The sequence below is a fragment of the Vibrio sp. BS-M-Sm-2 genome (assembly GCF_041504345.1).
GTDB classification, from domain to species: Bacteria; Pseudomonadota; Gammaproteobacteria; order Enterobacterales; family Vibrionaceae; genus Vibrio; species Vibrio satsumensis.
Map to the genome: position 1 here is coordinate 3,444,599 of NZ_CP167894.1, position 18,854 is coordinate 3,463,452.

Below are 18,854 nucleotides of genomic sequence, written 5' to 3' on the forward strand. Positions count from 1 at the left end.
AATACGCATCCAAAATAACATCACGGCCACCTGAATGGGTGGCCGTCAATTTTATAATCCAAACTTTAATGTGAGATGTACGATGAAAAAAAAACTCTTATCGGTAAGTATTATTAGCGCGTTTACGTTAGCTTTCGCGACAGGCTGTACGACTCAAGAAACATCAGCACCCGTGGTCAGCGTGGCTGAAAAAGCGGTACCTGCAATCAGCGAAATCGACCGTAGCTACTTACTAAGTAGTGACCGCTTAACTGAGGTTGATGGCAATACATTAGATGTTGCATCAGAAGAACAAGTGGCTGCGCTTAAAGCACAATTTGAAAACCTAAAAGATGGCGACGAAGTTGTTATCCCTAACGGTAAATACGCGAACTTAGGTCAAGTGACGATTACCGCGAATGACATCACCATCAAAGCTGAGCAAGCAGGTTCTGCGTGGATCACTGGCTTGATCCAGTTTGAACTGAAAGGTGATGACATCACGCTTGATGGCCTAGTGTTTACTGAAGGCGGGCCAAACGAACGTTTTGGGGCAGTACGTATGATGGGTAATGGCAACACGCTTCAAAACTCAACGTTCTACTACTTCAACCACGACTACACGTACGAGCCAGATGAGCGTCGCTCTGAGTATCCAAAGTACCTTTGGGTTTCGCTATGGGGCAAAGACGGTAAAGTGATCAACAACCGTTTCGAAGGTAAGCAGAAGCGCGGCACTTTGATCGGTGTTCAAAAAGATGACACAGCGGATAACCACCTGATCGCAAATAACATCTTCATGGACCAAAAGCCGAACCAGTTTAATGAATTCGATATCAAAGAAGCGATTCGTTACAACGGCAACAGCTGGGAAGCGATTCGCATCGGCGATTCTAAATCTTCACAGTGGGATTCAAGCTCTAAGTTTTTGAATAACCTAATGATCGATATGGATGGCGAGCGTGAGCTTATCTCTATTAAGTCGGGTGACAACACGATTGCAGGCAACACCATCTTCCAAAGCGCGGCACTGATTTCACTGCGTCACGGTAAAGGTAATACGGTAGAGAACAACATGATTCTGGGTAACGAGAAACGCCTAACTGGTGGTATGCGTATCTACGATGAAGACCATGTGATCCGCAACAACTACATTGCTAACACTCGTGGCCGTGATGGTGTGATTGAAGGTAACGCTGACCTACGTGGCGGTATCGTTATTAACACCGGCATCATCGATGTAGCGAATGGCGAGCAGTTAGATCAATCAGTGAAGGGCAAAGAGCTGAATAAGCAATGGACGCCGAAAAACATCACCATCGAAAACAACTCTCTAGTCGATACTGAGTGGGGCATTGTCTACGGCAACCAAAGCCACCGTGTAAGTTTGTTTGACAACGCAGAAGTGGAAGGCATTTATGCTGGTGTTGATGTGGCGTTCAAACACAACGTGGTTGATAATTCGCAATCACCTGAGTTTGTAAGTGTGCGTGCAACTCACGACTTCCCATTAGTGGGTGCGACTTACACAGATGAAACTTACGTGGGTCAAGTTACGGACTCTGAGCTGATTGAAAGCTACTCGGTAGAACTACCAAAAGTAGCGGTAGAAAACGGCATGAACGTTTACCAAGGTGAAGGTGCAGATGTGTCTAAACTGGCAGTGGTAACGGCTGAAACAGCAGGTCCAGATTACGTGCTTGAAAACACAAAGAAGTAACGCGGAATAAAGTCAGTTTTTAACTGGCAACGATAAAAACGAGCCCCAGATCGTGTCAGCGTTCTGGGGCTTTTTAGGTTCTAGATTCTAGGCTAAATATCTTAGAAGCTAGGTTGGAAGCTCAAACTAAGATTTGTACTTATGCAGCAGATCCCAAGGGATATGGCATAAGTGGTGATCTTCAGGGAAGTGGCTTAGGTGATGCTGGTGGATGTCGTCGCTGGCAACATAGTTGGTCAATGGCAACACCTCAACAGCGATACAGTCGGCGTCATTTCTTGAAGCAATATAGTGTTTAGCTTCTGTTAAGTGTTTCGCATCAGTGCTGTATACGCCTGTGCGGTATTTCTCTCCCACATCGACACCTTGTTTATTGACGCTGTAAGGGTCAATAATCTCAAACAAGTGTTCTATCAGAATCGTTACTGACGTGATGCTTGGATCAAATTCAATTTGTACGCACTCTGCGTAGCCATCGTAATCGCTTTGTACCGTCCAGTTTTCTGCTAACTGGGCGTTTCCATTAGCACGGCCTGCTTCTGTGCTGATAACGCCAGGAACGTACTTAATAAATTCTTGTACGCCCCACAAGCAGCCACCAGCTAAATAAATTTGTTCCATACTTCTCTTTGAGCTCTCTGTGTTTGTTGATGTTCGTTAGGTACATGAATCAATACGATGATACCCGCACGTATAAAAAATCGTCTATAAAAAAGGAGCGCGTAAATAAAACAAGTGTTTAGGCATTGTAAACCTGTGCGACTGAACAAACATAAGTTTAATATGATTTGTGATTATATAAGTCAGTATTGCTTTGTCATCAACCCGAATCTCAACATCAAGTGAGCGTTACTCTAAACATGTTTGATCAAATAAAAGACTTCATCAATCCGAGTAAGAACCCAGACCTTACTCAGGCCCATGAATATCAGCGCAAGCATCTTCCTACATTGTGGCTGTTAGGCAAGACGGGGGCGGGTAAGTCATCGTTTATTCAGGCGGTCACGGGTGACTCTTCGGTTGAAGTTGGAAATGGTTTTGCTCCGTGCACCATGACGGCAATGTCTTATGAATTCCCACAAGACAAACCGGTGATGCGCTTTCTCGATACCAGAGGCCTAAGTGAAGCGAATTACGATGCGAAAGAAGATCTGGAAGAGATTGGTCAGGCAGGTAATGCGTTAGTCGTTGTGATGAAAGCCGACGAACCTGAACAATCCGCTGTGCTTGCGGCTCTAAAACAGATTAAGAAACGGAAGAAGATCAAACACTTGTTGCTTGTTCATACTACGGTGCTGTCTTCCAATGAAACAGACCGTGCGAGGCAGATTCAGTTCAACATCAACCAAGTAGAAAAAATTTGGGGTAAGAGCTTTGAATCCGTCGCGGTGGATTTCGAAACGGATGACGTGAGCAACAATGGAGGCTCAATCTACAATTATGAAGCCTTGATTGAACAGCTGACTAATATGCTTCCTGTTATTGGCATGATGGTGCAAGACAAAGAGCATTCCACCCAAGAAGAAGCCAACTTTGACCAAGTAGAAAACGAAGTGCTTTGGTATGCAGGAAGTGCCGCGGCGAGTGACCTGATTCCGGGTGTTGGTTTGGTGTCGGTGCCTGCGATTCAAGCGAAAATGCTTCATAGCTTAGCCAATCAATATGGGGTTGCGTGGAACAAGAGAGTCTTCAGTGAGCTAATAGGCACTTTGGGAAGCAGCTTTGCAGTGCAATATGGCATGAAGCTCGGAACTCGACAGCTGATAAAGTTGATTCCGGTTTATGGTCAAACGGTCGGCGCGGTTGCAGCTGCGGCCATGAGTTTCGGCACCAGCTATGGTTTAGGTCGAGCGGCTTGTTTTTACTTCTATCATAAGAACAAAGGCGAAGAAGTGTCTGAACAAGAGATGCAAAAGATCTACAAAGAATCCCTGAAAAAAGGTAAGGCGGCGTCGGGCTATGAAGAAAATTAGAAACCTATTTCGATTACTGGCCGTCCTATCGAGCGGGCGTTGGGGCATTGCGCTGATTTCGGCAATCTTCCCAAGCCTCATCATGATGGGTTTTGGTCTGTTTTTGGCCGTCAAATACGGCTATCTGTTGGAAATGTCGATTGCTATTGCCGTGAGTACCTTGGTGTTCACCATTCCTTTATACATTTCTAGCCGTTCTTCTCGCCAACTAACTGATAGCAATGCGTCTGCTAACTCAGCAAGCGATAGTGATACTGAATCATCGCCTAAGAGTGCTGACACTGATGATGTGTTAGTCAATGATGCGATGGTCAAAGCATCCGATGAATGGTCCCAAGCTGAGTTGTTGATTTGGAACGACTCGAAACACTACGTGCGTCAGCAATTAAGTGGCGAGATAGAGTGGGGCAACCTAGACCAAACCGGTTTAGAGGTGCTTGAGTTTGTCGCCAAAAAGTTTGATAAAAAATCACTCGATTTTTCGATTCCTGAAGGCCTAAAACTCTTCGAAGAGGTCAGCCGCCGCTACAAATTAGTGGTGAAAGAACACATTCCGGGCATTGAGTATCTCAAGGTTTCTTACATCAAAGCGGGCTACGAAGCCTACGACAAATACGGTGAGCTAGGGCAGAAGATCTTCAAAGCGGCTATCTGGGGTAACCACCTTAAAAACCTATATTTGAATCCACTTAAGGTGATTTCTGATTTAGGTCGAGAGCAAGCGACATCTACCATGACCAAAGGTGTGGTAGATGACATGCAATACGCTGCCAAACAAGCCTTACTCGATGAAGTAGCCGCTGTAGCAATTGATCTCTATAGCGGGCGATTCAGCATTGAAGATGAATCTCTGCGAGCGTCTGATGTGTCAGAAGCCGACGAAAAGCGTTTTGCTCCTGAATTAGAGCCTGTACGAATTGTGTTGGTGGGGCAAACAAGTTCGGGCAAATCCTCACTGATTAACGCCCTTAAGCAAGAGTTGGTTGCCGAGGTCGATGTTCTGCCATCAACCGATACTTCAACCGTTTACAACGCGTTTGTCGATGACAATGACGTTCGAATTGTTGATCTTCAAGGGCTTGATGGCAACGCCAAAACCGAAGCCTTGATGCTTAAAGAAATGACTCAAGCCGATGTGGTGTTATGGGTACTTAAAGCTAATCAATCTGCACGTGATTTAGATAAGCAGTTGAAAGATAAGTTTGATGCTTTCTATGACGATTCTAAGAACATCTCACGTAAGAAGCCGATAGTTGTCTCGGTTGTTAATCAGGTAGACCGATTAAAGCCTGTAGACGATTGGCAACCGCCGTATGACTTAGAGAGCCCAACATCGGCCAAAGCGAAGATCATTGCTCAAGCGCTCGAATACAATCAAACACTGCTGCAAACCGATATTGCATTGCCACTGGCGATTGCTCCTGAAAAGGCGCAGTTTGGTTTAGATGTTTTAAGGCAGACGTTGCTCGAGCGTATCGCTGACGCAAATAACGTGCAGAGAAATCGCCAACGTTTTGAAGCAATGAAAAGAGGGACGTCGGTTAAAGGACAGCTGAACAAGGCGGTAAAAGCCGGTAAGAAGGTGGCACCAAGTGCATTGAAAGCCGCAACACCGAAGTTAGCTGAAATGGCGATTAAACAAGTGGTTAAGAAGAAGTAACCCGATCTAACAGAACTGGTAACCAAGCTCTGATGAAGCTGAAGAAGAAGTTAACGAAACTCAGTGATTATCAGAGCTTGTTTTATTTACCATTAGTTATAATTAATCCTCTATTACCGCAACTCCGTATCACTACAGTTATTTGTCGGCACTAGTTAATTCCGTGAACTAGTTTAATAGTATATAAACTGACGATATTCACAGTTTATATAACACGCTATCGTATTTAATTTTCATTCTAAATATTGATCACATTTATACTTTCTTTCGCTGTATTTATAAAACAATTGCACTATATTTAAATTTCGGATCACCTTGATTTCAACGTAGGGATATATTGTGAACATGTATCTGAAATGGCAATCAACAACATGGCTAACCTTGTTAGCTTGGTATACTTTAGATCATCAGCTCTCGTTCCACCTTTCTTCAGAGTAGTACCCTCTAGGCGTCACGCGCCAGCAGAGCCCATGAGCTTTGCCCAATCCTATTAATTTCGTCTTTAAGACATCTCGTAACTCATGCGTTTAGTATTTGTTTTTATGCATGGATATCTTGTCTATTAGATATTATTAATTGGAGTCTAATCAATACGTCATTGATTAAATAATTTATTTCTAACTATTAATTTTTATCGTAATTATCACGAGTGTGATCGTGCGTGAAATGAAATTAATGGTGATGACTCGTGACATCTAAAAATAATGAATTTGGCTTTTTCGCCTTAGGCTGAATTTTTGAAAGGTACTATTATGGAAAATTTCAAACATCTACCAGAACCGTTTCGTATTCGCGTCGTAGAGCCAGTAAAAAGAACAACTCGCGCCTATCGTGAACAAGCCATTGTCGAAGCGGGCATGAACCCGTTTCTACTCGACAGTGATGATGTGTTCATCGATTTGCTGACCGACAGCGGTACGGGTTCAATCACACAACGTATGCAAGCAGCGATGTTGATGGGTGATGAAGCCTACAGCGGCAGTCGCAGTTACTATGCACTGTCGAATGCGGTGAAAGATATCTTCGGCTATGAGCTGACTATTCCTACTCACCAAGGGCGTGGCGCAGAGCAGATTTACATTCCGGTTCTGATCAAGAAGCGTGAAATGGAGAAGGGGTTGGATCGTAGTAAAATGGTCGCCTTGTCGAACTACTTCTTTGATACCACGCAAGGCCACACTCAAGTAAATTGCTGCGTGGCGAAGAACGTTTATACCAAAGAAGCGTTCGACACCTCAGTGAATGCCGACTTCAAAGGCAACTTCGATATCGTCAAATTGGAAGAAGCTATCTTAGAAGCGGGCGCGGCCAACGTTCCTTACATCGTGAGCACTATTACTTGTAACTCGGCTGGTGGACAACCTGTTTCGATCGCTAACCTCAAAGCCGTATACGAAATCGCTCAGAAGTACGATATTCCAGTGATCATGGACTCTGCTCGCTACGCTGAAAATGCCTACTTCATCCAGCAGCGTGAAGCCGGTTATCAAGATTGGACTATCGAACAAATCACGCGTGAGTCATACAAATACGCGGATGGTTTAGCCATGTCTGCCAAGAAAGATGCGATGGTACAAATGGGCGGCTTGTTATGCTTTAAAGACGACTCTTTCATGGATGTGTATACAGAGTGTCGAACCTTGTGTGTCGTGCAGGAAGGTTTCCCAACCTATGGTGGCTTAGAGGGTGGTGCGATGGAGCGCCTTGCGGTTGGTCTTTATGACGGCATGCGTCAAGATTGGTTGGAGTATCGCATTGGTCAGGTTCAATACCTTGTTGATGGCTTAGAAGCGATGGGTATCGTGTGTCAGCAAGCGGGCGGTCATGCTGCGTTTGTCGATGCGGGTAAATTGCTTCCTCATATTCCAGCAGGTCAGTTCCCAGCACATGCTTTGGCGTGTGAATTGTATAAAGTGGCAGGTATCAGAGCGGTTGAAATCGGGTCCTTACTGCAAGGTCGCGACCCAGCAACGGGCGAGCAGCATCCATGTCCTGCTGAGTTATTACGCTTAACTATTCCACGCGCGACTTACACACAAACACACATGGATTTTATTATTGAAGCGTTTGAGAAAGTGAAAGAGAACGCAAGCAAAGTGAAAGGGCTCGACTTTACCTATGAACCGCCAGTGTTAAGACACTTTACGGCGCGCTTGAAAGAGGTAGAAATAAGCGAGAAACAAGCAGGAAAAAAGAATGAACAAACGCTCGAAGAAGCATTTTAAAATAAAAACATAAGCGAATAGTCACAATCGCAAAGGCTCCTGTTGGAGCCTTTTTTTCATTAAACGCATTAGAAACGTATTGGAAAGAAGCTACGTTTACTTACTACTTAGAACAGACTTTAAAATAGTGAAAAGCCATTGATTTAGCGGTGCGTCTTTTTGCGAACGGCGACAACTCATTACATAGCGAACATCGATGATGAGTTTTTCTGGTAAATCAATACTGCGACAGCCTTCAGGCACACTGCCATCTAAAGTGATACCAAAATAGTCTGACTTCAACACAATATCGTGGATCATTGCAGGGTGGTCGACTTCGACTTTCGGAGTAACATCGAAACCGACGTTTTTGAGGCGATCGATAATTGGGTATCTATTGTCATTCCACCCAGGGGTTTTAAACAGAATGATGGGATAGTTGACCAAAGACTCAAAGGTTTGCGCTTCATGCTCTTCTCGAACGAAGAACACGACTTTTCCTTTGCCAAGCTCTTTCTGTGAGATGGATTGTGGCAGGCTTTCGTCAAAATAGTGAACGGCTATCGCTTCTTCACCATCGATGATTCTGTTTTTAACATTGGTACCCCATCTCACTAACGAGAAATGGGCATGTGGCGCTTCTTTACTGAGAGCAAGGTAGAGCTTAGATCCGTAGCGTTCCCAAAACAGGGTATTGGCGTAAATCTTGATATCGCCCTGATAAGATTCAGGTAAGAAAACTTGGTGTTTGATGGCTTCGACACTGCTCAGTATCTGTTCAAAATTGTCGATATTGTTTTCAACAAAAGTCGTTGGCTCAAAGCCGTGTTTGGTTTGAATGAACAGTGGGTCGTCGAGTTGTAACTTTAACTTCGACAGGTTCTTACTGATCGCCCCTGATGTCTTCCCGAGCGACTCCGCAACCAATCCAACATTGCGAAGTTCATACATACGCTTGATGACGAGGATATTTTGAATGTCTAGATTGATGTCCACAGGTTCTCCAAATGAATCCTTTTATGGGCAGTAATCTCTGTGCTGTAGGCGCACAGAAATTATGTGACTCTAATATCATAGTGCCAATGAAAACCTTATAAGACAGCACCGCGTCAGAAATTCGCTAATCCCTTGATTTTCCATTTTGTAAATCTTGCTTTTCCTCGAATGCCTTGTGTTCGGTTGTTAAAGTTACCTCAACAAAGCGAAACGCAATGAACGAATAACAGTACTGAAGCAATTCCTCAGTACTCAAAGTATTAAAATGATAAGAGGTGATGTATGAAAAAACTAATCGCATTAGGCTTAATGGCTATTTCAATGAATACAGCTTTTGCTGCAGACGGTTCTTACACTGGTACTATCGACATGACGACGAGTCACCAAAATCAAGTGAATGTTGAGCGTGTTGAGTCTGATCTGACGCTTGAAGGAAGAAACGAAGCGTCGACTGGCGGTCTGAAGTTCGAAACGAATACGCCACAAGACCAAGCTATTCAGTTAACAGGTCGTCGCGACTAACGCTTAATCAGTGCTTACCATTGTCATGAGAAATGCTGCGCCCTTAGGTGCAGCATTTTTCGTTTTGGGATTTGGAATATTTTATAAACTCTAGTGATCTAGCCTTGGCATGGTGTGTAACGTGTGGCATTTTGTCTTTCTATTAACTTTAACTCGCGATTAGGTGTGGGCTCAGAATGACACACAAGCAAACGAAGATTCGAAAAGGACTAGGAATGAATCGAAAAGAAACGGGAATGATTCGTCATATTTTGCTGATTAAGTTTAAAGAAGAGGCTGAAGCGTCTGACATTGAGAAACTCAAAGGACTGTTTGAAGCGATGCCAAGCAAAGTTGAAGGGGTGACTTCAGTCGAGTGGGGGTTAAATGACAGCCCTGAAAACAAGAACCAAGGTTATACCCATTCGGTGCTAATGACGTTCGCTGACGAAGACGGCCGTCAGAACTACCTTCCACACCCAGAGCATGATGCGCTGAAAGATATGTTTCGTCCTTTGTTAGATGACATTATCGTGTTTGATTACTCCCTGTAATCAGCTTCTCAGTTCGTCTCTTATGTTTTTCTAACGTTTGATAATGAAGAGTTAGGGCTTGTGTGACTAAGCCCTAACCAATAAAGAACGATTTACTCTGTCGGTGAAATCGTAACAGGGGTGAACGAAGCAACCGCATTACCGCCAGCACCCGGGCGATCAACATAAGGAGTGTTTTGCATTAAGGTGTAATACACGTCCACGAAGTCATCATCATTCACTAATACGCCTTCAGGAATCACATCAATGATCTTACTTGTGATTTGAGGAATGATCGCATAACCCTGAACTTCAGGATCTGGAATCATCTTCAATATCTCTTCTGCGGCTTCAACGAGCAGTTTGGCTAACGCTTTATAATCGGTGCCGTCATCGTGCTCCATCAAAATCATATCTGCTGCGCCCCAACGGTAGCGAGGCCAGAAGATTACCGTTTGATTTGGGTAGTATGTCTGTTTGTCGTAGTCCAGATAAGGCATCTCAACCAAGTCGATCTGTGGTTCTATACGGCTTGCATTAACTCCAGTGACAATAGCGTAGATTTCAGCTTTGCCAGAGATCCACGGTTCTCTATCAATGGCCAAACGAATCTTCGATAATTGGGTGGTGTTCAGTTCTTCAGGTTCAGATTCTGAAATAGAGCGACGAACTTTGTTCATTAAAGGCTGTTTTTGAGACTTGTGGACGTTGCTTTTATCACTGTTGGCATTGATTTGAGTTGCAGTACCCAGCTTGTTCATCTCGGTCTGCATCGCCATTAGGCCTGCTTTGAGTTCTTCTGCGCCGTTACTATCAATAACAAACACAGGAACGTCGGGCATTTGGTACACGTCTAATTCATGAACTTGTCCATACACATCGTACGCTTCGATGTATTGCCAATTTGAATCGTCACCAGAGGGTTCGAAGGCAAACAGCGGGCTTTCACCATTCTTCCAAGCTTCAATCATCGCTTCATCAGCCATGCGAATCTCTAGCAAAGAGTCACTGAAGTCGTTGACCCCTTTCATCTTGCGGTAGCTAAGATCGGCTTTTTGCATCTTGCTTGAAAATGCGGAGTAGGGCTTAGCTGAGTTAAGCTTGTCTATCGGTGTAGACAGTTGCTTTTCTGTTATTTGGTCTTTTAAAGAAAGCTCAAGATCGGAGTAGCGGGCACTGATTTGCAACGCCAAAGACTGCTTTTGTGCTGAGGCGTTCTCCGAAAGAGAGAGTGAGCTTGTTGTGTCGATATTGTTTGCATAGGACTGGAAGCCAACCACTGTTGTTGCAAGCACCATACTGATAGAGAAAGATGGTCTCATAAATAATCCTTATTTTAATTTTTATCATTAATAGAGCATTTGCCCTATAAGGATTAACCTATCAGTAAGGTGAATGTGTTTAAAAGTTAGACAGCTTATTTTTATTTCGTTGTGCAGCACAGGATCTCAATTTAAATAATTTATAAAATATCAAGCTGATGTTGGCTTGATATATGCGAATTTATAAACCAATCAATAGCTTACTGATTAAATCATTAACTAGCCTAGTGGTGTATGGCCTATTTAGGGGAGGGATTCGGGATCGTAAAGAGTGACTTCTGATGGAGCTTTTAGAGGGGAATGAGATCTATAGGAACACCCTATATCTACTATAGCCACTGCGTTATTTCGAACTTGATGGTTTTCGGTATAATTCGCCTCCCTTGATAAAAAGTAACGAATCAAAGCAACGCCTAAACGTTCCATAACGCTCACCAAATTGCTCTGGACATCAAACACACTTTTCGCATCAACGCATTTTGTTCATCAACGTACATTGCAATCGTACAACGTTAAGAAATGTTCCTTTACGTTGAATCGCTTCTAGCCCGATAGCTCCCACGCAATACCTAGAACTATTGAGGGTTTTGGCTTAAACGCATTAGGAATACTGAATATGACGAATTTTAAGCGCGCTTCACGTTTATCGAAGATGTTGGTTTTTCTTTCTCTTATTTCCAAATCAACTCTTGGTTTTGAAATACCCGACAACGCACTCGAATCCTATGTGGGTGATTTCTCTGCGTTGCGTGAAAAAGGCGTTGTGCGTGTTTTAGTTTCTGGTGATATGGGGTTCTATCATATTGAAAATGGTAAGCCGAAAGGGATTCTTGCTGAGCAGATTTATTACTTTGATCAAGAGCTAAAGCTGCGTGATCCTTTACTGCGCGTTAAGGTGATTCCGGTTGAGCGGAGCGAGTTACTCAATGCTTTGAATCAGGGGAAAGGTGATATTGCAGTCGCAAATTTAACAGTGACCAAACAGCGTGAGCACTTAGTCGATTTCAGCATTCCCATTCGTAGCGACATTGATGAATTGTTAGTGACAAGCCGTTCTACCCCTTTGATTAATGACATCACCCAGTTACAGGGTAAAGAGGTCTGGTTAAAGCAGAATTCCAGTTACGTCAGCAGTGTTCATGCCGTGAATAAACAGTTAAAGAAGAAAGGTTTAGCACCCATCTATATCCATTTGTTAAGTGACAACCTCCAAGACCTCGAATTGCTAGATTTGATTAAACGTGGACAAATTACCGCAACCATTGTGGATAGCCACAAGCTTGAACTATGGGGAAACTTAGAGCAAGACATCAGAATCCATCGTAATCTTGCCTTTAGACACAATGCTGATATTGCTTGGGCGATTCGCAAAAATAGCCCGCAATTGAAAGCCAAAATCGACCAATATTTGCAAGATTCAAAGCAGGGTACATTGCTGGGTAATGTCATCGACAATCGTTATCTCGAAAGCACATCATGGATGAATAGAGCGTCTAACCCGATACAAAACAAAGAGCGGGATAAGCTAGAAAAGCTGTTCATGGTTTATGGGGAAAAGTTCGAGATCGATTGGTTCATTTTGTTAGCCATGGCTTTTCAAGAATCAGGTTTGGATCACTCAAAAATATCGCATCGTGGTGCGGTTGGTATTATGCAAGTGATGCCTAAAACCGCCAAAGATTGGTATGTCGATATTGATAATGTGTACGACTTAGAAAGCAATATTCATGCGGGCAGCAAGTATCTGCGTTTTATCTATGACCGATATTTCGATTTGCCGGAAATCTCGGATATCGACAAGATTCATTTTAGCTTAGCCGCTTATAATGCTGGGCCAGCTAAGATCAGACGAATGCGCGTTCTTGCCGCCAAGCAAGGCTACAACCCAAATAAATGGTTTAATCATGTTGAAGTGGTCGCAAGAAAAAATATTAGCCAAGAGCCTGTAAAATACGTCGCCAACATCAATCGATACTTCACTATTTACCAGAGATTGGATGAATTCCAAGACACCCGAGAAGAACAGTTAAGTAATATGACTCGTCAGCTCAACATTAAACGTTTCTCCCCTTATTTCGCTTACTAATGGCGGTTATTCGCCATTGGCCAAAACAAAAACTACAAACGAAAAAGAGAGGTTAGTGACTAAGCTAACCTCTCTTTTTATTGGTACTGACTAACTGAATTGATTGGGGGGGTATCAGTTAATGCTATGTTGCTTACTTGCTTAAGACTGCTCAGCTGATGCGACGTACATCTGCATCTCTTCCAAGCTTGTTTTTGCAATCACTTGGCTATCAATAGAGTAATGAACTTCATCGCCGAAACGTTGACCTGTTAGAGTCGCGCGAGTACCGTCGTTGTAGGTTAGCTCAATTGCAATTTCGTCTTGGTTAAGTACTTTCATTTCACTGTGGTCAATTACATGCTTTGCCAATGGGTCGATAGGCGCTTCCGTTAAGCTGTCATCCAGTTGGTCATTAACATCAATGTAAGTATCAACCTTAGAATCGAAGATGTGTGGCTTCTTGTTGATTGGGTTCTTACCCGTCCAAAATTCCAGTGAGTTAAACACGATGTAATCGGCAGCAACGGTAATACCGTAAGCAGGGGCAAGTAACATGTTTAGGCCACCACGAGCGTAACGGTTATCAACGGCTTTCACGTTAAACTCCATTAGTTTACCTGTTACTGCGTTGCTACCTACGCAGCCAAATAAAGTCACTAGGCTTGCTGAGATTATTATCGGTTTTACAAATCGGTTCATCATTCTCTATTTCTATATGTGTATATTTAGGAGCCGGGAATTATGTCAAACTCAAGCGTCTTCTAATATAACGTCACGCCTATACTAGATATCAGGAAAACCTATATCTTTATAAAAACCAGACTGTTATCTATATTTGGATCTCGCCCCTTGAATACTACCGTACTAGTTCGCGTTATTTTGGTTTGGCGTTTTAACAATGTTCTGTCATAACCATAACTAAAATATGGGAATGGAAAGCGATAATTCACAGTCATTTAAACGATATTATTTATATCGCTTATTTAAATACATGACTGCCTGAAGAGCTCGAATGAAACGATTTAACCTCAACCTCATATATTACTTTATCGCGATATATGAAGAAGGAAACCTGACGTACGCAGCAGAAAGGCTCAATATATCTCAACCTAGTCTCAGTGCTCACCTAAAGCAGCTTAGAGACGAATATCGAGATCTGCTCTTCGTTAGAAAATCATACACACTCGAGCCTACGCCAGTCGCGAACGACCTGTACCCAATCTTCAAGCAAGCTCACAAGCTGGTTTCACACTCACTCCCTGAAACTCACGATTTCGACCCGAAAGAGTGCAATTATACCTTCAGAATTGCTGCGATGAGCATATCAAGTAGTGTCATCCTGCCTCGTATCTTGGATAGAATTCAAAAAGAAGCACCCAACTGTGTTATCGAAGTGGTGAACATCAAAGAAGATATGGTGACAGATATTCGAGAGAAGAAGATCGACCTTGTCGTCGACCTTACTAATGCTCACCCAACACTGCAGAGCCAAGAGATTTGGGGTGATGAACTGTGCGTGGTATGCAGCCAAAACCACTCGCAGATAGAAGAACAGATAACTTTAGAGCGCTACTTAGCTGAAAAGCACGTGATGTTGACACATGATAACTATCGAGTGAACCAGTTAACCGAGCTTCACAGCCCGATCTTTTCCGAAAGAAAGGTGGCGAGAAAGCTCAATTCCATCGCTGACTTTTCGGACACCATTTATAACAGTGATTGGATTGCAACTTTCCCAAAAGGGGTCGCGGACGCGTATTTTGATAAAGACAAGATAAAGCTGTTAGAAGTGCCATTTGAATACCTTACACCATCATTGAGCGTGTATTGGCACAGCAACCGTAATGACGACATCGTGAACTTGTGGCTGCGCGAACTGTTTACCAGCGGAGTGCTGAAGTTGGCGTCGTGATACAAAAAAGCCTACTCATGAAAGAGTAGGCAGAAAAAGCTCGATAGTGATCAAATCTAGAGTTGTCGATCAACTACTTATTTTCAATCAACATCGTGCCCGCACCTGTGTTTGATATTGGAGCATGGTAGTCACTTTGCAGGACGTTTAGTTCACCATTCAGCGCGCCACGCATGCCCATCCACATGATGAACTCAGGCCCTTGAGCGCCGGCATTAGCGACAAGATCGTGAATTGTCAGTTTAGTTAGCTCGTCTGGATCACTGATTAACTTCTCCATGCAGTAAAGGTCAAACTCTTTGTTGATGTAGCCTGCACGCTCGCCATCTAGCTGGTGGGATAGTCCGCCAGTACCCAGTACCACAACTTTAAGATCTTTGTCGTAAGAATCAATGGCTTCACCAATGGCTTTACCTAGGTTATAACAACGTTTTGGTGATGGCATTGGGTGTTGTTCTACGTTCAAGCACACTGGAATCACTTTCATGTGTGAATAGTTGTTGTTTGGCCACATCAACTGCATCGGCACGGTTAGACCGTGATCGACTTTCATCTCTTGGCAGATAGTGATGTCGAATTCACTCTCTACTAAGTGGTTACAAATGTGCCATGAAAACTCTGGGTCACCAGGAATTGCTGGAATGGTAGGGATTCCCCAACCTTCGTCAGCGTTGATGTAGCTAGCTGCAGCACCAATGGCGAATGTTGGCTTCTTGTCTAGGAAAAATTCGAGTCCGTGATCGTTGTAAAAAACGACCGCAACGTCGGGTTGTTCCTGTTCTAACCAAGCGTGAATACCTGGGAAGTTCTTGAAAAACGGCTGCCAGTATTCCGTTTCTTGAAGATTATTTTCAATCGCTTTGCCGATAGAGGGAATGTGTGAAGTGCTGATACCGCCAATAACTTTAGCCATGATTATTTCCCTGCCTCAACCAACATTTGTTTAAATTCTTCTACGCTCATACCGGTTTGTATTGCGCCGATGTCTTGCATGTTTAGCCCTAGCATTCCTACAAACTTTGCTAGGTAGTAAATGCTACCGCCTTCGTTAAGTAGCGCTAGTACATCACGTTCAGCAATCGCTTTTTTTGTGCGTCAGTTAGGCCGAACTTGTCGCAGTATGCTTGTTCGTCTGCTTTGAATTCATCACGACCAGCCTGACCATTTAGCGTGTAACACATTTTGTTTAAGCCATAGCCTTTTATGGCCATTGATCCATCGAACAAAACGGTGCCTGGGATATTTCCTTTATCTTTCAAATAAGTCATTGCGGTTACTCACTCTCTGGCCAGTATAATTTCATTGGGTTTGTTACAAGTAGAGCTTGTTGCAGGGCTTCAGTTTCTGCAACCTTAGGAATCACGTCAACCAAGTGTCCATCATCTGGTGTGTGCGATTTCATGTTCGGGTGCGGCCAGTCTGTGCCCCAAAGTACGCGTGTTGGGAATTTTTCGACCAAGGTTTTAGCAAACGGTACAACATCGCTGTAGTTTGGTGGAGTCAGTGTTAAACGCTCTGGGCAGCTTACCTTTGTCCAAATGTTTGGATTGTTTTCCATAAGGCGAATGAACTTAGCAAAGGCTTCACTATTGATACCTTGTGCGATGTCTGGTCGACCCATGTGGTCTACAACAACCGTCATATCAAGTTCGTTGAGGAAAGGGGCGATGTCATCGATATCTTGTGATTCAAAATAGACCACAATGTGCCACCCCATTGGACGAACGCGATCGGCGAGCTGTTTCAACACATCTTTTGGTGTGGTATCGACCAAGCGTTTTACAAAATTAAAACGAATACCGCGAACGCCAGCTGCGTCCATGATTTGCAGTTCTTCATCGGTAACGGTTTCATCAACAAATGCGACGCCACGAGCCAGCTCACCAGCGCAGTCTAGAGCGTCGAGTAATGCTGAGTTGTCGGTGCTGTGACAAGAAGCTTGTACAATCACATTACGGCTAAAGCCAAGGTAATCACGCAGTGCAAATAATTGTTCTTTTGATGCCTCACAGGGCGTGTATTTGCGCTTTGGCGAATACGGAAACTTAGCCGCAGGGCCAAATACATGGCAGTGCGCGTCGACAGCGCCAGCAGGGGCAACAAACTTAGGTTTGCTTGGGTTTGGGTGAAACGGTAGGTAATCAGCGTCCATCATTCTTCCTTGTCGTTACTGGTGTCCAAACGCTGTACCATCAAACAGTTTTCGCGCAGTGCGAAGAATGGCAGCTGATTGAACTTGGTTATTTTCGATATCTAAAACCACGCTCATTTTTCCTATTGGGTGTTCAACATCAACCGCAATTTTACGGCTTGATTGGATGTGCCCATCTGGGTTTGATGAGGTGATTTGAGCAAGTTGTTTGGCCGGTGATCCGTCGAGCATGCACGCACTCGCGACGCTCACAGCGCCAAGCACCCCAATAGACGCGTGGCAGCGGTGAGGGATGAATGTGCGAGTCGAGATAGCACCGCCATATTGAGGCTCACTGACCAAAGACATCTTGGGTACAGAGAGCTCAGAAACATCGCCAAGGTTCATTAATGGACCAGCTTGAAGTCTTATTGACTCCAACTGTTGTTTTAATGCTTGGTTATTGTCGAGTTGTTCACGTGATTCGTCACCTGTAATGCCGAGATCTTTCGCACGCATCACAACAACAGGCATTCCATTATCAATTAAAGTGACGTCGATACCATCTATTGTGTTAATAACAGAACCAGATGGAAGCAGAGCTCCACACGTTGAACCTGCCGTGTCTTCAAATGTGATTGCAATAGGAGCCGATGAAGAGGGCACGCCATCGATATGACAATCACCTTGATAGGTCACTTGTTTGTTTGGGGTTTGAACTTCTACCGTAGCGATCTGTTGTGTATTTTCCATGAAGATACGAACTGATGTTGTTCCTTCTTCGGCTTCAACTAACCCACGCTCGATAGCAAAAGGAGCGACACCTGCAAGGATGTTTCCACAGTTTTGTTTGCCGCTAACCAATGCTTGGTCGACAAACACCTGTAGAAATAGGTAGTCAATGTCTACATTTTCTCGACTCGATGGTTCAACGATCGCGACCTTAGATGTCAGAGGATCAGCCCCGCCTATACCATCGATTTGGCGTTCATCTGGCGAGCCCATTACCGACAGTAAAAAAGCGTCACGTTCATTGGCATCAGCTGGCAGATCATCTTTCAGAAAGTAGGCACCCTTTGAAGTGCCTGCTCTCATCCACATGCATGGCGCTTGATTAGACATACTTGAGGCCTTTTTCTTCTAATCGACCACGCATGTCATAGATGTCTAGACCAAGCTCACCATTCGCAAGGCGAACGCGTTTAGCTTCTTCGCGTTCCATACGCTCTAGAGAAGCATGCAGTACTTGTTCAGCCTCTTCACGGCGAACCACAACCACACCGTCTTCGTCGGCGATCATGATGTCACCAGGATTAACGATTTCTTGTGCACACGTCATCGGAACATTTACGGAACCTAGCGTTTCTTTGATGGTGCCCTGGCTAAACACCGCTTTTGACCACACAGGGAAATTCATTTCACGCAGGTCACGGGTATCGCGAACGCCGCCTTCGATTATTAACCCCACAACACCACGTGCCTGAGCTGACGTTGCTAGTAAATCACCGAAGAAGCCGTGGTTTGAAGGTGAAGTAGGGGCGAACACCAAAAAGTCACCCGCTTTCGCTTGCTCGATGGCAACGTGCATCATCCAGTTGTCGCCTGCAGCTCCTGAGATTGTCAGCGCTGAACCTGCAACGGCGTCACCTTGAAAAATAGGGCGCATGTAATCGGCCAATAAACCGCGGCGGCCTTGTGATTCATGAATGGTTGCTACGCCACATTTGCGTAAGCCTTCAATGATCTCTTTGTCTGCACGTTTAATGTGTTGAACAACGATGTTCTGACTCATGATGAATTCCTTTTGCTCTTTGCTTATGCTTCATTTTTTAGAGAAAGTTTGTTTGAAGTGCCC

The 18,854-nt window shown here is 44.1% G+C and carries 16 protein-coding genes and 1 pseudogene; 8 read left to right on the forward strand and 9 right to left on the reverse strand.

Annotated features, from left to right (window positions below; all coding sequences use genetic code 11):
- Nucleotides 1–82 precede the first annotated feature (82 nt).
- On the forward strand, nt 83–1,699 hold the full coding sequence (locus tag AB8613_RS15590) for a polysaccharide lyase 6 family protein (RefSeq protein ID WP_372384098.1): 1,617 nt from the start codon (nt 83–85) through the stop codon (nt 1,697–1,699).
- Between the two features lie 126 nt (nt 1,700–1,825).
- Here the strand turns inward: AB8613_RS15590 and AB8613_RS15595 are convergent, their stop codons facing one another.
- Nucleotides 1,826–2,320: a peptide-methionine (S)-S-oxide reductase gene (locus tag AB8613_RS15595; RefSeq protein WP_372384099.1), complete on the reverse strand. Its 495-nt coding sequence runs from the start codon at nt 2,318–2,320 to the stop codon at nt 1,826–1,828.
- Nucleotides 2,321–2,559: 239 nt separating this feature from the next.
- Between AB8613_RS15595 and AB8613_RS15600 the strand changes: the two genes are divergently transcribed.
- From AB8613_RS15600 to tnaA, 3 genes are all read left to right on the forward strand, one after another.
- Nucleotides 2,560–3,672 carry a YcjF family protein gene (locus AB8613_RS15600; RefSeq protein ID WP_372384100.1) on the forward strand — a complete coding sequence of 371 codons (1,113 nt, stop codon included), beginning with the start codon at nt 2,560–2,562 and terminating at the stop codon, nt 3,670–3,672.
- Complete coding sequence (locus AB8613_RS15605; protein WP_372384101.1) at nt 3,659–5,332, forward strand: GTPase family protein; 1,674 nt, start codon at nt 3,659–3,661, stop codon at nt 5,330–5,332. Before AB8613_RS15600 ends, AB8613_RS15605 begins: the two co-directional genes overlap by 14 nt.
- Nucleotides 5,333–6,084: 752 nt before the next feature.
- Nucleotides 6,085–7,557, forward strand: coding sequence for a tryptophanase (tnaA, locus tag AB8613_RS15610; RefSeq protein WP_146489912.1), 1,473 nt, complete (start codon nt 6,085–6,087; stop codon nt 7,555–7,557).
- A 96-nt stretch (nt 7,558–7,653) separates the two neighbouring features.
- Here tnaA and AB8613_RS15615 read toward each other — a convergent pair whose 3' ends face one another.
- Entirely contained in the window at nt 7,654–8,532 is an 879-nt protein-coding gene (locus AB8613_RS15615; protein WP_327783744.1) for a LysR family transcriptional regulator, read from the reverse strand.
- Nucleotides 8,533–8,814: 282 nt separating this feature from the next.
- Between AB8613_RS15615 and AB8613_RS15620 the strand changes: the two genes are divergently transcribed.
- Together AB8613_RS15620 and AB8613_RS15625 are read left to right on the forward strand one after the other, a co-directional pair.
- Entirely contained in the window at nt 8,815–9,054 is a 240-nt protein-coding gene (locus AB8613_RS15620; RefSeq protein WP_285954386.1) for a hypothetical protein, read from the forward strand.
- A 215-nt stretch (nt 9,055–9,269) separates the two neighbouring features.
- Nucleotides 9,270–9,587 (forward strand): Dabb family protein, encoded by a 318-nt coding sequence (locus tag AB8613_RS15625; protein WP_371713759.1) that lies wholly within the window; start codon nt 9,270–9,272, stop codon nt 9,585–9,587.
- Between the two features lie 92 nt (nt 9,588–9,679).
- Here the strand turns inward: AB8613_RS15625 and AB8613_RS15630 are convergent, their stop codons facing one another.
- Complete coding sequence (locus AB8613_RS15630; RefSeq protein WP_146489915.1) at nt 9,680–10,888, reverse strand: DUF3103 domain-containing protein; 1,209 nt, start codon at nt 10,886–10,888, stop codon at nt 9,680–9,682.
- A gap of 616 nt (nt 10,889–11,504) precedes the next feature.
- Here AB8613_RS15630 and AB8613_RS15635 point away from each other — a divergent pair.
- Nucleotides 11,505–12,974 carry a transglycosylase SLT domain-containing protein gene (locus tag AB8613_RS15635; RefSeq protein ID WP_372384102.1) on the forward strand — a complete coding sequence of 490 codons (1,470 nt, stop codon included), beginning with the start codon at nt 11,505–11,507 and terminating at the stop codon, nt 12,972–12,974.
- A 141-nt stretch (nt 12,975–13,115) separates the two neighbouring features.
- Here AB8613_RS15635 and AB8613_RS15640 read toward each other — a convergent pair whose 3' ends face one another.
- Nucleotides 13,116–13,658: a DUF3332 family protein gene (locus tag AB8613_RS15640; protein ID WP_372384103.1), complete on the reverse strand. Its 543-nt coding sequence runs from the start codon at nt 13,656–13,658 to the stop codon at nt 13,116–13,118.
- 310 nt (nt 13,659–13,968) lie between these two features.
- Between AB8613_RS15640 and AB8613_RS15645 the strand changes: the two genes are divergently transcribed.
- Nucleotides 13,969–14,868, forward strand: a complete 900-nt coding sequence (locus AB8613_RS15645; RefSeq protein ID WP_146489917.1) for a LysR family transcriptional regulator — start codon at nt 13,969–13,971, stop codon at nt 14,866–14,868.
- A gap of 73 nt (nt 14,869–14,941) precedes the next feature.
- Here the strand turns inward: AB8613_RS15645 and AB8613_RS15650 are convergent, their stop codons facing one another.
- The 5 genes and pseudogenes from AB8613_RS15650 to AB8613_RS15670 all read right to left on the reverse strand — a co-directional run bounded on the left by AB8613_RS15650 (nt 14,942) and on the right by AB8613_RS15670 (nt 18,791).
- Nucleotides 14,942–15,781: a class III extradiol dioxygenase family protein gene (locus tag AB8613_RS15650; protein WP_146489918.1), complete on the reverse strand. Its 840-nt coding sequence runs from the start codon at nt 15,779–15,781 to the stop codon at nt 14,942–14,944.
- A gap of 2 nt (nt 15,782–15,783) precedes the next feature.
- Nucleotides 15,784–16,136 (reverse strand): annotated as a pseudogene (locus tag AB8613_RS15655) (protocatechuate 4,5-dioxygenase subunit alpha).
- Between the two features lie 5 nt (nt 16,137–16,141).
- On the reverse strand, nt 16,142–17,023 hold the full coding sequence (locus tag AB8613_RS15660; RefSeq protein ID WP_372384104.1) for an amidohydrolase family protein: 882 nt from the start codon (nt 17,021–17,023) through the stop codon (nt 16,142–16,144).
- Nucleotides 17,024–17,035: 12 nt separating this feature from the next.
- A complete protein-coding gene (locus tag AB8613_RS15665; RefSeq protein ID WP_285954394.1) occupies nt 17,036–18,121 on the reverse strand; it encodes a 4-oxalomesaconate tautomerase in 1,086 nt (361 codons plus the stop codon).
- Entirely contained in the window at nt 18,114–18,791 is a 678-nt protein-coding gene (locus AB8613_RS15670; protein ID WP_285954395.1) for a 4-carboxy-4-hydroxy-2-oxoadipate aldolase/oxaloacetate decarboxylase, read from the reverse strand. The genes AB8613_RS15665 and AB8613_RS15670 overlap by 8 nt, the downstream gene beginning before the upstream one ends.
- Between the last annotated feature and the right edge of the window lie 63 nt (nt 18,792–18,854).

Coding starts and splice junctions, on each gene's coding strand:
- AB8613_RS15665 (WP_285954394.1), bottom strand. CDS start 18,121: ATGTCTAATCAAGCGCCATGCATGTGGATGAGAGCAGGCACTTCAAAG.
- AB8613_RS15630 (WP_146489915.1), bottom strand. CDS start 10,888: ATGAGACCATCTTTCTCTATCAGTATGGTGCTTGCAACAACAGTGGTT.
- AB8613_RS15640 (WP_372384103.1), bottom strand. CDS start 13,658: ATGATGAACCGATTTGTAAAACCGATAATAATCTCAGCAAGCCTAGTG.
- AB8613_RS15670 (WP_285954395.1), bottom strand. CDS start 18,791: ATGAGTCAGAACATCGTTGTTCAACACATTAAACGTGCAGACAAAGAG.
- tnaA (WP_146489912.1), top strand. CDS start 6,085: ATGGAAAATTTCAAACATCTACCAGAACCGTTTCGTATTCGCGTCGTA.
- AB8613_RS15625 (WP_371713759.1), top strand. CDS start 9,270: ATGAATCGAAAAGAAACGGGAATGATTCGTCATATTTTGCTGATTAAG.
- AB8613_RS15600 (WP_372384100.1), top strand. CDS start 2,560: ATGTTTGATCAAATAAAAGACTTCATCAATCCGAGTAAGAACCCAGAC.
- AB8613_RS15660 (WP_372384104.1), bottom strand. CDS start 17,023: ATGATGGACGCTGATTACCTACCGTTTCACCCAAACCCAAGCAAACCT.
- AB8613_RS15635 (WP_372384102.1), top strand. CDS start 11,505: ATGACGAATTTTAAGCGCGCTTCACGTTTATCGAAGATGTTGGTTTTT.
- AB8613_RS15620 (WP_285954386.1), top strand. CDS start 8,815: ATGAAAAAACTAATCGCATTAGGCTTAATGGCTATTTCAATGAATACA.
- AB8613_RS15595 (WP_372384099.1), bottom strand. CDS start 2,320: ATGGAACAAATTTATTTAGCTGGTGGCTGCTTGTGGGGCGTACAAGAA.
- AB8613_RS15590 (WP_372384098.1), top strand. CDS start 83: ATGAAAAAAAAACTCTTATCGGTAAGTATTATTAGCGCGTTTACGTTA.
- AB8613_RS15645 (WP_146489917.1), top strand. CDS start 13,969: ATGAAACGATTTAACCTCAACCTCATATATTACTTTATCGCGATATAT.
- AB8613_RS15605 (WP_372384101.1), top strand. CDS start 3,659: ATGAAGAAAATTAGAAACCTATTTCGATTACTGGCCGTCCTATCGAGC.
- AB8613_RS15650 (WP_146489918.1), bottom strand. CDS start 15,781: ATGGCTAAAGTTATTGGCGGTATCAGCACTTCACACATTCCCTCTATC.